The 14,272-nt window shown below is 28.7% G+C and carries 15 protein-coding genes and 2 pseudogenes; 8 read left to right on the forward strand and 9 right to left on the reverse strand.

Features of this window, described 5'->3' with window-relative positions:
* Positions 1 to 47: 47 nt before the first annotated feature.
* From AVBRAN_RS09610 to AVBRAN_RS09635, 6 genes and pseudogenes are all read left to right on the forward strand, one after another.
* Positions 48 to 866, forward strand: a pseudogene (locus AVBRAN_RS09610) (formate dehydrogenase subunit gamma); the annotation flags it as partial.
* Positions 856 to 1,200: a hypothetical protein gene (locus AVBRAN_RS09615; protein ID WP_214116391.1), complete on the forward strand. Its 345-nt coding sequence runs from the start codon at positions 856 to 858 to the stop codon at positions 1,198 to 1,200. The pseudogene AVBRAN_RS09610 and the gene AVBRAN_RS09615, both read left to right, overlap by 11 nt.
* On the forward strand, positions 1,200 to 1,745 hold the full coding sequence (gene yedF / locus AVBRAN_RS09620; protein WP_214116389.1) for a sulfurtransferase-like selenium metabolism protein YedF: 546 nt from the start codon (positions 1,200 to 1,202) through the stop codon (positions 1,743 to 1,745). The genes AVBRAN_RS09615 and yedF overlap by 1 nt, the downstream gene beginning before the upstream one ends.
* Positions 1,746 to 1,789: 44 nt before the next feature.
* Positions 1,790 to 2,761, forward strand: a pseudogene (gene selD, locus AVBRAN_RS09625) (selenide, water dikinase SelD); the annotation flags it as partial.
* Between the two features lie 85 nt (positions 2,762 to 2,846).
* Positions 2,847 to 3,128, forward strand: a complete 282-nt coding sequence (locus tag AVBRAN_RS09630; RefSeq protein ID WP_214116386.1) for a hypothetical protein — start codon at positions 2,847 to 2,849, stop codon at positions 3,126 to 3,128.
* Between the two features lie 359 nt (positions 3,129 to 3,487).
* On the forward strand, positions 3,488 to 3,841 hold the full coding sequence (locus tag AVBRAN_RS09635) for a hypothetical protein (protein WP_239803136.1): 354 nt from the start codon (positions 3,488 to 3,490) through the stop codon (positions 3,839 to 3,841).
* Between the two features lie 159 nt (positions 3,842 to 4,000).
* Here the strand turns inward: AVBRAN_RS09635 and AVBRAN_RS09640 are convergent, their stop codons facing one another.
* The 3 genes from AVBRAN_RS09640 to dcd form a co-directional block, all read right to left on the reverse strand.
* Complete coding sequence (locus tag AVBRAN_RS09640; RefSeq protein WP_214116383.1) at positions 4,001 to 6,589, reverse strand: molybdopterin-dependent oxidoreductase; 2,589 nt, start codon at positions 6,587 to 6,589, stop codon at positions 4,001 to 4,003.
* A 10-nt stretch (positions 6,590 to 6,599) separates the two neighbouring features.
* Positions 6,600 to 7,166 carry a cytochrome C gene (locus AVBRAN_RS09645; RefSeq protein WP_214116380.1) on the reverse strand — a complete coding sequence of 189 codons (567 nt, stop codon included), beginning with the start codon at positions 7,164 to 7,166 and terminating at the stop codon, positions 6,600 to 6,602.
* 220 nt (positions 7,167 to 7,386) lie between these two features.
* Positions 7,387 to 7,947, reverse strand: coding sequence for a dCTP deaminase (gene dcd / locus AVBRAN_RS09650; protein ID WP_214116378.1), 561 nt, complete (start codon positions 7,945 to 7,947; stop codon positions 7,387 to 7,389).
* A 97-nt stretch (positions 7,948 to 8,044) separates the two neighbouring features.
* Between dcd and AVBRAN_RS09655 the strand changes: the two genes are divergently transcribed.
* Complete coding sequence (locus tag AVBRAN_RS09655; protein ID WP_214116375.1) at positions 8,045 to 8,467, forward strand: TOBE domain-containing protein; 423 nt, start codon at positions 8,045 to 8,047, stop codon at positions 8,465 to 8,467.
* A 3-nt stretch (positions 8,468 to 8,470) separates the two neighbouring features.
* Positions 8,471 to 9,256 carry a hypothetical protein gene (locus AVBRAN_RS09660; RefSeq protein ID WP_239803137.1) on the forward strand — a complete coding sequence of 262 codons (786 nt, stop codon included), beginning with the start codon at positions 8,471 to 8,473 and terminating at the stop codon, positions 9,254 to 9,256.
* Positions 9,257 to 9,259: 3 nt separating this feature from the next.
* Here AVBRAN_RS09660 and rpsR read toward each other — a convergent pair whose 3' ends face one another.
* The 6 genes from rpsR to AVBRAN_RS09690 all read right to left on the reverse strand — a co-directional run bounded on the left by rpsR (position 9,260) and on the right by AVBRAN_RS09690 (position 14,201).
* Positions 9,260 to 9,520, reverse strand: a complete 261-nt coding sequence (gene rpsR, locus AVBRAN_RS09665; RefSeq protein WP_214116366.1) for a 30S ribosomal protein S18 — start codon at positions 9,518 to 9,520, stop codon at positions 9,260 to 9,262.
* Between the two features lie 10 nt (positions 9,521 to 9,530).
* On the reverse strand, positions 9,531 to 10,055 hold the full coding sequence (ssb, locus tag AVBRAN_RS09670) for a single-stranded DNA-binding protein (protein ID WP_214116364.1): 525 nt from the start codon (positions 10,053 to 10,055) through the stop codon (positions 9,531 to 9,533).
* 10 nt (positions 10,056 to 10,065) lie between these two features.
* The gene (gene rpsF, locus AVBRAN_RS09675; protein ID WP_214116362.1) at positions 10,066 to 10,449 is read right to left on the reverse strand and encodes a 30S ribosomal protein S6; all 384 of its coding nucleotides are present in this window, start codon (positions 10,447 to 10,449) and stop codon (positions 10,066 to 10,068) included.
* 90 nt (positions 10,450 to 10,539) lie between these two features.
* On the reverse strand, positions 10,540 to 11,487 hold the full coding sequence (locus AVBRAN_RS09680; RefSeq protein WP_214119599.1) for a hypothetical protein: 948 nt from the start codon (positions 11,485 to 11,487) through the stop codon (positions 10,540 to 10,542).
* Entirely contained in the window at positions 11,480 to 13,390 is a 1,911-nt protein-coding gene (locus AVBRAN_RS09685; protein ID WP_214119601.1) for a ribonuclease R family protein, read from the reverse strand. Before AVBRAN_RS09685 ends, AVBRAN_RS09680 begins: the two co-directional genes overlap by 8 nt.
* Positions 13,383 to 14,201 carry an HDOD domain-containing protein gene (locus AVBRAN_RS09690; protein WP_214116357.1) on the reverse strand — a complete coding sequence of 273 codons (819 nt, stop codon included), beginning with the start codon at positions 14,199 to 14,201 and terminating at the stop codon, positions 13,383 to 13,385. The genes AVBRAN_RS09685 and AVBRAN_RS09690 overlap by 8 nt, the downstream gene beginning before the upstream one ends.
* Positions 14,202 to 14,272 lie beyond the last annotated feature (71 nt).

The following is a 14,272-nucleotide window of genomic DNA, read 5'->3' on the forward strand; positions in this document are numbered from 1 at the left end:
CATTTTTATTTACCTGTTTAAATGCTAGTGATTTAACAACTACAGGAAGAGTTACTAATATTACTAGCTATGAATTAGGAGAAATTTGGACAATATTAGCATCAAGTTACATTGCTTCACTTGCTTTAATTGTCTTAATTGCAGTGCTTTGTGCGTTTTCATTACATTATATGGTAATAGGACCTAAAACATTTAGTCACGAAGGCAAAAAAATATATGCCTTTTCATTATTTGAGCGTGGTTTTCATTTCATTGCTGCACTTGCTTGGATTATATTAATTCCAACAGGCTTAATCATTATGAATGGTCATTATTTTGGTGGTGGAGTATTTGTTAGACTTTGCAAAAATCTTCACGGAGTTGCTACTATTTTATTTTTTATCTCAATTATTCCTATGTTTTTTTGCTGGATTAAAAGAATGTTACCTGCTAGTTATGACATAAAATGGCTTATGATAGTAGGTGGATATTTAAGCAAGGTTAAAAGACCTGTTCCGGCGGGAAAATACAATTTCGGTCAAAAAATGTGGTATTACATAGCCGTTTTTGGTGGAGCTATTATGATAATTACTGGTGCGTTTATGTTCTTTTTAGATTTTCAAAGCGAATTTTTACAAAATATGTTAGGAATTAGTCATATTAATATTTTAAGACTTAGTGCAATAGTTCATAATATCTTAGGCATTGTTTGTGCTGCTATGTTTTTCGTGCATTTATATATGGCTGTATTTGCTATCAAAGGCTCAATTCACGCAATGATAACAGGATATAAAGAAGAAGAAGAAGTATATATTTTGCATTCTTATTGGTATAAAGAACTTACAAAAAATGGAAAAATAACACCGAGTTATAGCTATGAAAAATAAAACACCTAAAATCAAATTCTGGTTAGAAGAAGACGGCGAAATTTTTGGAAAAGGTAATTATGAGATATTAAAAGCCATAGAAAAATTTGGCTCAATTAATGAGAGCTCAAAACAACTTCATATGAGTTATAAAAAGGCTTGGACTAAGAAAACTAGCACAGAAAAATTTTTAGGTGGAGATATATTTATTAGCAAAAAAGGAGCTAGTAAAGATAGCGGAACTATTCTTAGCCCTAAGGCTTTAGAATTTATGAAAAATTATGAATTATTAGAAAAAGAATTAGAAGAATTTTTAGAAAAAAGATTTAACGAACTATTTAAAAAGGAAGAATAATGAAACTAGATTTTAGCGGCAAGGCTTGTCCGATACCTGTAATTGAAACAAAAAAAACATTAATTAATTTAGCAATTAATGATGAGTTAGAAATAATAGTTGATAACGAAGCAGCAAAAGAAAATATCCAAAGATTGCTTAAGAATTTAAATCAAGAATTTGAGCTTAATGGATTTTGCTTTAAATTAAGAAAAAGCGAAATAAAAAGCTCAAAAGATGAAACAAAACAACAAGAAGGGATATTTTTAAAATCTTTAAAAGTCGGCGAAGGCGAATTAGGAGCAATGCTTTTAATTGGATTTTTAACTGCTGTAAAAGAAAGAAAAATTCAAAAAGTTGTATTAATAAACGAAGCTGTTTTTATAGCTTGTGATGATACTCATCCAGCATTTAATGCTTTAAAAGCTTTAAGTGATGATGGAGTTGATATTTTATGTTGTGCGAATTGCTTAAATTATTTTCAAGTTAGTCCAAAAATTGGTAGAAGTTCAAACGCAGTTGAGATAATAGATACTTTATTTGAAACAAAAATGGTAAATCTATGAAACTTACTCAATTTAGCAAGCACGCAGGTTGAGGAGCTAAGCTAAGTCAGGCTGACTTACACAACGCATTAGCTAATATTAAACCTAGCGAATTTATATTAAGCTCAACTACTAGTAATGAAGATGCTTGTGTTATTGATTATCCTAAGGTAATTTCTACTAATTTAGAAGATTTTGCCTTAGTTCAAACACTTGATTTTATTACCCCAATCGTAAATGATGCTTATGATTACGCTGTAATTGCTGCAGCAAATTCATTAAGCGATATTTTTGCAATGGGTGCAAAAGTTATGAGTGCTATGAATATAGTTGCATTTAGCGAATGCTTATCTCAAGATATTTTAAAACAAATGATAGCAGGGCTTAATGATACTATTAATTTAGCGGGTGGGTTTTGTGCTGGCGGGCATACTTTAAATTCTAGTGAAGTATTTTTAGGGCTTAGCGTTACTGGTTATGTTAAAAAAGATAGTTTTTTAAGCAATAACAAGTCCTTAGAAAATGATGTTTTAATAGCTACAAAACCACTAGGAACAAGTCTTAACGCTATGGCTATTAAGGCTAATTTAGACGATGATTTTAGCGAATGTATAAATGGTATGAAAAGTCTAAATAATAAAGCTTTAGAACTTTTAGATGGCATAAAAATCAATGCTTGCACTGATATTACAGGCTTTGGACTTATTGGGCATTTGAGCGAAATGCTAAATGATAAAATATCAATTGAAATCAATTCTGATGCGATAAAGTATTATAAAAACACTTTAAATTACGCTAATTTGGGGCTTTTTGGAGCAGCTAGTTATACAAACAAAAATAGTTTAAAAGGACTTGTAAAATCATTTATTGAAGATGATTTACTTTTATATTCTCCAGAAACAAGCGGTGGATTAATCCTTAGCATTAACGAAAAAGATACTCAAAAAGCTTTAGATATTTTACACAATGCAAACATAAACGCCTACGCCTTTGCTAGAGTTGTAAAGAAAAACGATAATAGAATTTGTATTTTTTAATAAATCAGTTTTCTAAAAATATTTATCATACATTAACTTAGGGGGGGGGGTATAATTATTATCTAATTACAAATAAGGAGATATAATGAAAAAAACCCTTGCTATTTTAGTTGCATTAGTTTTTAGTGCTTGTAATGATTTTAAATTAAGTAATTTAAACCCTATGGAACTTTTATCAAACCCTGATTTAATAAGCAATCAAACAAAATGTATAAAAGATAAAGATGCAAATTCTTGCATTAAAGTCGCTGATGAATTAGCTAAAAACTCAAATTCTAAAGAAAACTTAGACAAAATAAAACAACTATATAATCTTGCGTGTTCGTTCGGCTCAAAAGAGGGTTGTGTTAAATTAAATAATTATTAAAAAGGGGAAAATCCCCTTAACTATGCTTTCATAGGCTCATTAAATACTATGAGTTTTTAATATTCAAATTTAAATTATAAATTCACTTGTAATTATTAATTTTAAGGAATTTAAAACTTAGTAATATAAAAAATTTATCTCATATTTATCGCACAGACTTCTTTATAAAAAATACTAATCAACCCACTTGCTTAGCAAAACCACTAAAAATAGTGCCAAATCTTGAGTGAATTTTTTACTCTTTAATTCTTAGATTGAATACAACCATCAAGATAACAATTAAATACCAAGTGGTTAATCACTATAAAAACTTTTCAACAAGCTAATTAAATAATTTCAATCTAAATCAAGGGAAGATTATGGAATTAATAGAAATTTCTAGTGATGAGTTTTTTAATTTCGCAAAAGATATGCAAAATACTTTTCAAATAAGTCTTAGAGATAAAACCAATGAAAATGTAATCACCATCGATGAGATTTTCAAATCTTTAGAGAATAAAAATGCTAAAAATTTTTATGTATATGACAATGGTGTAAAAATAGGTGGAGTATGTCTTTTAATAGATGAAAATACCCAACAAATAATCTTGATTTATTTTATATACTTGAAGAATTTCATAATAAAGGCTATGGTTTTAAAACTTGGCAAATGGTGGGAAAAACTTTTCCTAAAACTAAAGTTTGGACTACAACCACACCTTATTTTGAAATAAGAAATATTCATTTTTATGTTAATAAATGTGGTTTTAAAATAGTTAAATTATCAAATTTATCCGATAAATTTAATGATATTGAAGAAGTAGAATGGTTTTTTGATTTTGAAAAAATAATGAATAATTAAAATTAAATTCTAGGGGCAAATGCCCCTAATATTATGCTTTTACAGGTTCAGTGAATACTACGATTTCAGGTTTTTCGCCTTCAAATTTTTTGATATTTACTAAAGCTGTATGAGAGATATTTCCGTTTGCAAGTTCGCTTGTTGGAATATCTATTGTTAGCACATTCGCACATCCGTATTTGCAATCATTATTATCATCAGGGTCATACCAGCCACCTTCTTGTAACACTACTACGCCTTTTAATACATCATTGCTTACAACTGCTCCTGCAATAACTTTACCACGAGCATTGAAAACCTCAACTAAATCTCCATTTTTAATACCTTTAGCCTTAGCATCTTCGCTATTGATTAAAATAGGCTCGTGCCCATTTACAGCATAAGTTTCTCTTAAACTTGTGTGGCATAGTTGTGAATGTAAGCGGCTCGTTGGATGCGGGCTAATCATATGAAATTCTGCGCTCTTTTCTTTCATACCAAGCCATTCAATTGGTTCAAACCACATAGGATGGGCTTTACAATCTTTATAGTTCATTTTTTCAATAGTTTCACTATAAATCTCAATCAAACCACTCGGAGTTCCTAATGGATTTAAGATAGGGTCTTCTACGAAGTCTTTAAATCTAACGAACTCATAAGCATCTTGAGAAGCTTCAAATTTCAATGCTTTATTGTTTTCCCAAAACTCTTTAAATTCAGGCATTTCTACGCTTGTGCTTTTCTTAGCAGCGTTATAGTATTTTTCTATCATTTGCTCTGGAGTTTGATTTTCTGTATAAGCATTTACTAATTTTGTAGCTAACATTGCTGCATCTTTTTCACTTGCACCCTTGCTAATCGCACAAAGAGTTCCATAAACTTTAGCAAGTTCAACAAAGATTTGCATATCATCTTTACTCTCTTCAACTGGCATAACAGCAGCTTTCATAGGAACTATATGCATATTAGAATAATCCCCACTCATAGAAATATCATTTCTTTCATATTGGCTAGTTGTAGGTAATAATATATCAGCCATTCTAGCAGTTGGAGTCCAGTAAATCTCATTTACTACAACGGTTTTTAGCTTTTGCCAAGCTTTTTTTAGAGTTTTTAAATCTTGATGATGAACGAATGGGTTACCACCTACCCAATAAACAAAATCTATATCACTATAAGTAATTTTTTTGCCATTGTGGTCTATTGTTTTACCTGGGTTTAATAGCATATCAGCAATTCTTGCTACAGGAATTTCATTATCACTTGTCTTTGATAACCACTCAGGTAGATTTTCACCTGCACCACTATTTCCAGGTATAAATTTACCATTTTTATCAAATGTTCCTTGTTTAACGCCCTTAAATACACCTTTATCCCAAAGACCATTCATACTAGCGTTAATTCCACCTACTATTGGAGCATTAGTTGTAGCAACACCACCATTTGAATAATGATAGCTTAAACCAAATCCGCCACCATCTTTACCAATATGACCTAGCATTGCACATAAAGTTACAAGCATCCAATGAGGTTGCTCTCCGTGATGAGCTCTTTGCATACCCCAACCACTCATTACTAAACTTAGATTTTCTCTTAATTCCTTAGCTAAATTCTCAATTACACTTGCTTTAATTCCGCAAATATTTTCAGCCCATTTGCTATCTTTTTTAACGCCATCAGTTTTACCCATTAAATAATCACTAAATTTATCAAATCCTATTGTGTAATTCTCCATAAATTCAGCATCATAAAGCTTATTATCAATTAAATATGTAGCCATACCCATCATCATTGCCACATCAGTATTTGGGCGTGGAGCTAACCACTCACCTTTACCTTCAAAGAATTTAACAGTTGAACTAGCTCTTGGGTCTATGCAAATTACTTTTATTTTGCTTTCTTTGATTTTTTCCATATATGCACGACCTTCGCCATCAGTTACAGTCCAAGCAATTTTTAAAGTATCAATAGGATTTGCACCCCAAATAACTATAACTTTTGTATTTTCTAATACTAAATCCAAGTTAGTTTGTTGCTCATAAACTTCAATAGAACCAACAACATGAGGCATAATAACTTGCGATGCACCAGTTGAGTAATCTCCTAATGAGCCTACAAATCCACCCGTTAAGTTCATAAATCTATGAAGTAATATTCTTGAATTATGCACATTTCCGCTTGATTTCCAGCCATAGCTACCTGCAAAAATCCCATTAGCTCCTTTTTCATCATAAGTTCTTTTTAAACTTTCTGCAACTAATTTTAAAGCTTTATCCCAGCTTACCCTAACCCACTCATCTTTACCACGAAGTTCAGGTTTATTATCTAGTGGATTTTCTAAGAAACTTTTTCTAACATAAGGATATTTAACACGATTAGCATATACTAAATCAGGTGTGTAGTGTTGTAAATCATTTTTTAAATTCTTAGTTTGATTTGCATCAAATGGCTCACTTTTTACTACCTTACCATCTTTTATAGTAAGTTTTAAAATACCCCAATGTGCACCCGTTACAACTTCGCCATTTTTTACTAAACCACTAGCAACTGCTTTACTTTCAGCTCCTAATACATTTATAGGTGCAAAACTCATAGCACCAACTGCAGCTGAACCTTTTAAAAAACTTCTTCTATTTAGCATAATGTCTCCTTTATTTCATATCTTTTGCATGTTTTTGTAGATATTGCACTACTAATTGTCTATCAGCTTTATCAATTCCTGTTCTAGTCTCCATTGCCTTAAATGTAGCTGGCCATTGATTTGCATTAAATTCACTAACAGGATGAAGTGGATGACAAATGCCACAATTTTCTTCAAACATAGCTTTACCTTTTTCAAAAAGTGGTTTTGCTGATTTTTCTAAATCTACTAGCTCATCTTTTTTAGCAAATACTTTAATACTAGCTAATTTAAAACCATTTTTTAATTCTTTTTCAACCTTAAAATCTACTTTAGCATTTTTACCAAATGCTGCTACTAAAATTCTATTTTTGTCATTAAAATATAAAATATTACCTTGATTAGGATTGTAATATCCTTTAATTTTAAGTTCAGCTAAATCGCCGTCTTTTACTATCTCAAAAGCATTAGTTGGAAGTAGTTTTCCTTCTGCTTTTTTCGCATCTACTGAAGTGTAAAGATTAATAATTTTACCGCTAAATTGCTCTGCAGCAAATACTGAAGCCGCTAAAGCACAGCTTAAAAAAATCTTTTTCATAAATCTCCTTAAAATAAAATTAATTTTTAAAACTTGTTAAAAATTATAAAATTATTGCACTAAATAGTAAATAATTTTTATTCATAAAATATTTTATTGAATATTTAATTTGCCTTAGATTAAGGTGCTTGCTAAGAATAATTTTAGAATGCAAATATTATTTGGAATAATAATAAAACTTAAGAATTTGAAAAATCACTTTCAAATTCTTAAAGATAAATTACTTTAAAACTTTTGGAAGAGTTATGCCTGTTTGATTTTGATATTTACCTTTTTTATCAGCATAAGAAGTAATGCAAGGCTCATCACCTTGTAAAAATAACACTTGAGCTATACCTTCATTTGCATATATTTTTGCAGGTAGTGGAGTGGTGTTGCTAATTTCTATTGTAATATGACCGCAAAATCCAGGCTCAAAAGGTGTAACATTTACAATAATTCCACATCTTGCATAAGTGCTTTTACCAAGACAAATTGCTAATACATCTCTTGGCATTTTAAAATATTCAACCGTTCTTGCAAGTGCAAATGAATTCGCAGGAACAATACACTCATCACCTACGAAATCAACTACATTTTTATCATTAAAATCCTTAGGGTCAATCATAGTGCTATTTACATTTGTAAATATTTTAAACTCACGCCCAACACGAATATCATACCCATAACTAGAAAGTCCATAGCTAACCACATTTTTACCTACATTCTCTTCACAAAATGGAGTTATCATTTCGTGTTTTAATGCCATTTCTTTTATCCAAGCATCACTTTTTAGTCCCATTCATATCCTTTTTATGATTTTTAACTATTATACATTTAATTTTTAATATAGGTTTTATTTTATTATTAGATGAAATTTATGAATTTAAAGGAAGATTATGTTAAGTGCAAGAAATATATTAAAAATACAAATAACTAAAGTTGAGAGTTCGCCTATTATTTCATTAGTTACTGCAAAATTAGAAAACAATAAAACAATCAAATCTTTAATAACTACAGAAAGTGTAGATGATTTAAATCTAAAAATAAATGATAATGCTATAGCAGTATTTAAAGCAAATTCTGTAATTGTTAGCAAAAACGAATGTGCTACTCGTTTAAGTAGTGCAAATGAACTAAATGGCAAAATCGTAAGTATAAAAAATGGTTCGGTATATAGCATAATAGAAATTAATTGTAATGGAATTTTAATTACAGCTAGCATAACCAACGATAGTGCAAATAAGATGGATTTAAATATAAGTGATAATGTAAATGTTTTAATAAAAGCGAGTGATATTTTAATAGGAATTAAAGAATAAAATATGAAAATATTTTTAAACTGGCTAATAAGTGAGATTAAATCAAATGAAAGATCTTTCATAGCTTTTTCTTTTTCTATTAAAAAATTAAATATTTATTATTATTTATTTTTTGCTTTATACTTGCTTATAAAACCTGATAATATCACTAAAATATTTCGTATATTTATAGATGAAAAAGCAGTATATGATGATATATTTTTATTAATTCCTTTTGCAGGACTTCAGATTATTTCTTTTGTGATATTTATCCCATCTTTTATAGTGGTTTTATTTAGCTTATTAATTGATAAAAATAAAATCAATCTTGCTTGTGAATTAGAAGATTTTTTCAAGGCTTTGTTTTATGCGTTTATATTTGTATTTTGCATATTTTGTGCCTTAAGTTTTATTAGCCAATCTAACGAGCTTTTCTTTATTTGTTTAATGGCATTTGTATTTATATCTATATTATTATTTATAATTGCTAAAGATAATTTATATTATTTTTTTAGCATTATTTTATATCTTACTTGCTCGTTACTTCTTTATGAGCTCATAGATATTTTTTATATTTTAGTTTCTTTTTTGATTTTACTTATAATTTCAATTTATATAAGGCTTAGAAGTATTTATTTATTTTTATTATCAATGCCTTTGATACTTCATTATTTTATAGAATTTGCACATAGTTATTTTGCAAGCAGTAAAGGTGTGATAAATGCTTTAAGTGAGTTGTTTATTACTTTGGCTATATTTATTTTGATTTTTGCATATGATAAAAGAATTAGGCTAGAAAATCTAGCCTAAGAATTATAGACCTTCAAACGGATTTGTAACTACGTTTTTGCGGTCGCATACATAAGGAATTAAAGCAACTGCTCTTGCTCTTTTAATAGCTAGCTCAACCATTTCTTGGTGTTTTTTGCTTGTTCCTGTTAATCTTCTTGGCATTATTTTAAAACGCTCTGATAATGCGTGTTTTAATAATGCTGTATCTTTATAATCAATAAAATCAACTTTTGCTTCTGTAAATTTGCAATATTTTCTTGAATACTTTCTTTTTTCTGCCATAATTTATCCTTTAAAATGGTATCTCTGCATCATCTGCCGAGTTATAATTATAATTATTTCTTTCTTCAGCAAAATTATTTTGTCTTTGATAATTCTGCTCTTCTCTTGCATAATTATTTTGTTGATAATTATTTTGAGTAGGTCTATTGTAGTTATTATTTGCTTGATAATTGTTTCTAGGAGCATTATTATTTTGCATTTCATCAGGTTTGTTGTCTAACATTTCCATATTTTCAACTACAAGTTGAATTTTTGAACGATTTTGATTGGTTGCTGTATCTACCCAAGTTTGTTGTTGTAAATAGCCTTCAACCATTAGTTTTGAACCTTTTCTTAAATATTGTCCTACAATTTCTGCTAATCTAGCATAAAACACTACATCTATAAATAAAGTTTCTTCTATTCTTTCGCCTGTGTTTGAGCTTCTATATCTACTAACAGCCATTGCATTATTTACTACCGCACTACCTGTTGTACTAATAGTTTTTATTTCTACATCTCTTACCAAACGACCTATTAGAATAACCTTATTCATATCTTATCCTTTATTCTGCTGGAGTTTCAGCCTTAGTTTCTTTTTTGCTTTCTTTTTTACCTAATCTTTTGCCTTGAGAAAGTATTTCCCACGCAGCGATTTCGCGTCTGTTTTCGTATTTAACGATTAAAAATCTAATTACATCTTCAGTGATTTTTAAAACACGCTCAAGTTCTTTAATTAATGAACCTGGAGCTTTAAAATATATTACATAATATACGCCACGCTCATATTTATCAATTTGGTAAGCTAATTTTCTAGTACCCATTTCAATAGTATTTGCAATTTCAGCACCATTTTTTACTAGAGTTTCTTTAACAAACTCAACTCTTGCTTTTAATTCTTCATCAGTTAGCGTTGGCTTTGCGATGAATAAAACCTCATAATGTCTCATGATTCTCCTTTTGGATATTAAGCCTAGATTTACTAAGCAAGGAATTTTGCATAAAGCAAGGCTTGATTTTAGCAGTTTAATCTTAATATTTTATGAGTTTATTAAAAAATATATTTTTAAAAGATTTGAATATGCTATTTCTTTTGAAGAATTATTGTTATTTAGTTTTAATTCATATTCAGCGTTTAATAAAATTGCGAAAATTTCTTCATAAAAATTAGATAATTTTCTAGCTTGATTTTCTAATTCTACGCAAACTTGTCTTGGTGGAGTGTAACCAAAGGCTATTTTATAATCAATTCTACCATTTGTTTTTAGATTTGCACTTATTGTAAAAAGTCTTATTAAACTTGAATAAAGTTTATTGATTAAAGCGATTTCATCTTCATTTTCTAAGATTTTATAAATATATTCATTTGGCTCTTTTGTCTTTAAAAAATTACTTAAAAAATCATCAAACCCTAAAGCATTATCGCTTTCTAAATGCTCTTTAATAGTGCTTAAATCTAGTGTTTGATTTTTATATTTTAAAAGCTCACAACCTGCTTTAAATATATCAAATTCATAATTTTTTTGAAGATATTGCAAGGCTTCTTCACTAGCATTTATTTTATAAAAATTAGTAATTTCTTTTAATAAAGCAATTTGCTCAAAGCTAGTCTTTTTCTCAAAAAATCTAACAAAATTATTATTAATACTTAATTCTAAATCTTTTAAAGCTTTTCCATCATAAATAGCTAATATTAATTGATTTTCACTATTAATATGTTTTAGAATTTCTTTTAAATCCTTACTTGAAATTCCTTTTTCAAATTCCAAAATCAATTGCTTAGAACTAGCAAATAACGAACTCTCACTTAAAAAATCAACAGCTTTATTTAATTTATAATCGCTATCTCTTAAAATCAGCCTTTCATCGTATTTTTTCAGACTTTTTATGATTTCTAAGTTTATAAATATGCTTAATCTACACGCCCCATAAAGCATAAAGGCATTAGGAAGATTGTTTTTTATTTTGTTAAATTCTGCTTCATACATCTTTAACTATCCTAGCAAAAACCTTAGCGCTTATTAAATCTACTTCATAAATCTCAACTAAAACCCTAGAAAATAAAGTTACATTAGGATTTGCAATAAATATCCTTGCACCCTTAAACTCATCATCTAAAACACCTATTGTAATATCTTCGTTTTTAGTGATTTTTACATAAAATCTTTTACCAATATTTTTATGAAAATATCTTGCATAAACCCTATCACAAAAATCCATTGCCACCTTATCAGCTTCTCTTTCAAGATTACTAACTTCAAAACATTTATTCTCAAGGTTCGTGCTAAGGTATGTAAATAGTTTATCTTGATTTTTCATAAGAGCTTTTAATAATCTATGCAAAATCAAATCCGAATATCTTCTAATAGGACTTGTAAAATGCGAATACCTTTCAAATCCTAATGCAAAATGCCCTTTATTTTCATGTCCATATTCAGCTTTTTTAAATGAACGAATGATGATTTTATCTACTTCAGCACGGATATTTAATTCATCTGCTAAGCTCTGAATATTTTTGATATTTTCATAGATATTTTCTCCACCACTAAAATCAAGTCCTAATAATTGCAATTCTTCATACATAGCAGCGATTTTATTGTAATTTGGGCTTTGATGATTTCTAAAAATAGCTAAATCAGGGCACATTTTAGCCGCTGCTTTATTAGCAAGTAGCATACAATCCTCAATCAATTGATGAGACCTTGTTGATTGCTCGTAATATGTCTTAGTAATTTGCCAGTCGCTATCAATCTCCATTCTTAGCTCTTCTGTTAAAAAATTAAAACCTTTATTTAATCTAGCGTTTCTTATCTTTTTTGTAAGCTCATTTAAAGAATATAAATAATTGCATTCTTTTAAATCAGTTTTTTTGTCTAAATACTCATCTACTTCATCGTAATTAAATCTTCTTTTTGAATTAATTATGCCTTCATAGATTTCTTCTTTTATTACTTTTGCACCTTCAAAATATATTTTAAAACCAAAGCAAAGCCTGTCTTCATTTGGGTTTAAAGAACAAATTCCCTCACTTAAAACTCTTGGCAACATAGGAATGCTTTTATGTGGAAAATATATACTAAATCCACGCTTTAAAGCTTCGTTATCTAAAGCACTAAAAGCCCTTACATATTCGCTTACATCAGCAATTGCTACATATAAAATCTGATTTTTTTCATCAAAATAAATAGCATCATCAAAATCTTTTGCGTGAATTGGGTCTATCGTGCAAAATGGCAAATGCCTTAAATCAAGTCTATCAGGATAAAAACTAGCATCAACACTGCCACTATAAGCATTTGCTTCATCTAAACACGCTTTATCAAATTCTTCAGTTTTATTAAATAAAGCCATAGAGATTTTTTCATCTACTTTTTCATCACTAATATGCCCTAGCACTTCTACTACATTTGAACTTGCATTATCAATCTTTAAAATAGTGCCAACAGGTAAGGCTTTTAATGATTTTTGAGACACACTAAGTTGTCTTAAAAGTCCTGTTTTAAAGCATTTTCCAAATACTACATTTTTTAGCATTTGAGTAATAACTAAAGAAAATTCTTCTTCTCTTTTTAAGACAAGTATTACAGCAGCACTTGGGCGACCTTTTTGCTTTTTAATCTTTTTTGCAATTACAATATCGCCGTATCTTGCTGAATGTAAGTCTTTTGATTTTATGAGTAAATCTCGCTCTAAAAACGACGCTTGTAAAAATCCATCGCCTTTAGAATTTATATCCATTTTGCCATAATAAAATCCATTATTAAAATAGATTTTATTATTGTATTCGCTTACTATTTTTTCTGTTAATAAGACTTTAATTATTTCTTTTTGTTTTGAATTAGCATTAAGCTTATTAAAACCTTGCCTAATGTTTTCTAAAAACTCAAGCATCTTGTTCTACTACTTTAATAGCGTCTATTAATTTATCTCCTAATAAGCCATTATTTTTAGCGTCTAATACACATTGAACTATCATTTCTTCATTAAAAAATCCAAAAATATTAATAAGATTTGAAACTATATTTAATGCAATTGCATTCTTTTTTATATCATTACTTGCGTTTTCTGGATTTACACTATAAAAAATAGCATCAATCATATCAACTTCAAGATTCCATTTATCAAATATCATAGAAGTTACTTCTTCGCTACTCATTCCTAAAAATTGCTTTTCATAATCACTTAATTCTTTAATATTTCTTAAATCACTTAATCCATTTTTAAATTCTTCTGCTTTATTTGTTTCAACTAATTCAGAAGATATAATTATCTTGCCAATTTCTAGCAAAAACGATGCTGGAATTACGACTTTTTTAGTATTGTCTGCACTTCTATTAAGCCAATTAATTGCTAATGAATTTTGCATAGTTGAGATTTTTGCAAACATTGCTTCATTCATATTGTAAGCACTTAAATTGATTTTAAAAGAGTTTTTAACAGCTGCATTTAAAGCAAATCCTTTAATAGTTGTCATTCCAAACAAATTAACAGCCCTATCAACACTACTAATTTCTCTTGAAAATCCGTATAAAGGCGAATTTGCTGATTTTAAAATATTTGCAGTTAGCATTGGGTCTTTTTCAACTATTTTCGCTAAATCTTTTAAAGATGAGTTTTCGTCATTACAAATTCTTTGAATTTCTAAAGTGCTTTCATTAAGCGGAGGTAGGCTTTTTATTCTTTTACTAATAAAATCTTGCATAATAAACCTTTTAAGTAAATAAAATTTGATATTTTTTTATTAGATTGTAACTAAAATAGTTATAATTTGCT

This window comes from Campylobacter sp. RM12651, assembly GCF_022369475.1.
Taxonomy (GTDB): domain Bacteria; phylum Campylobacterota; class Campylobacteria; order Campylobacterales; family Campylobacteraceae; genus Campylobacter_E.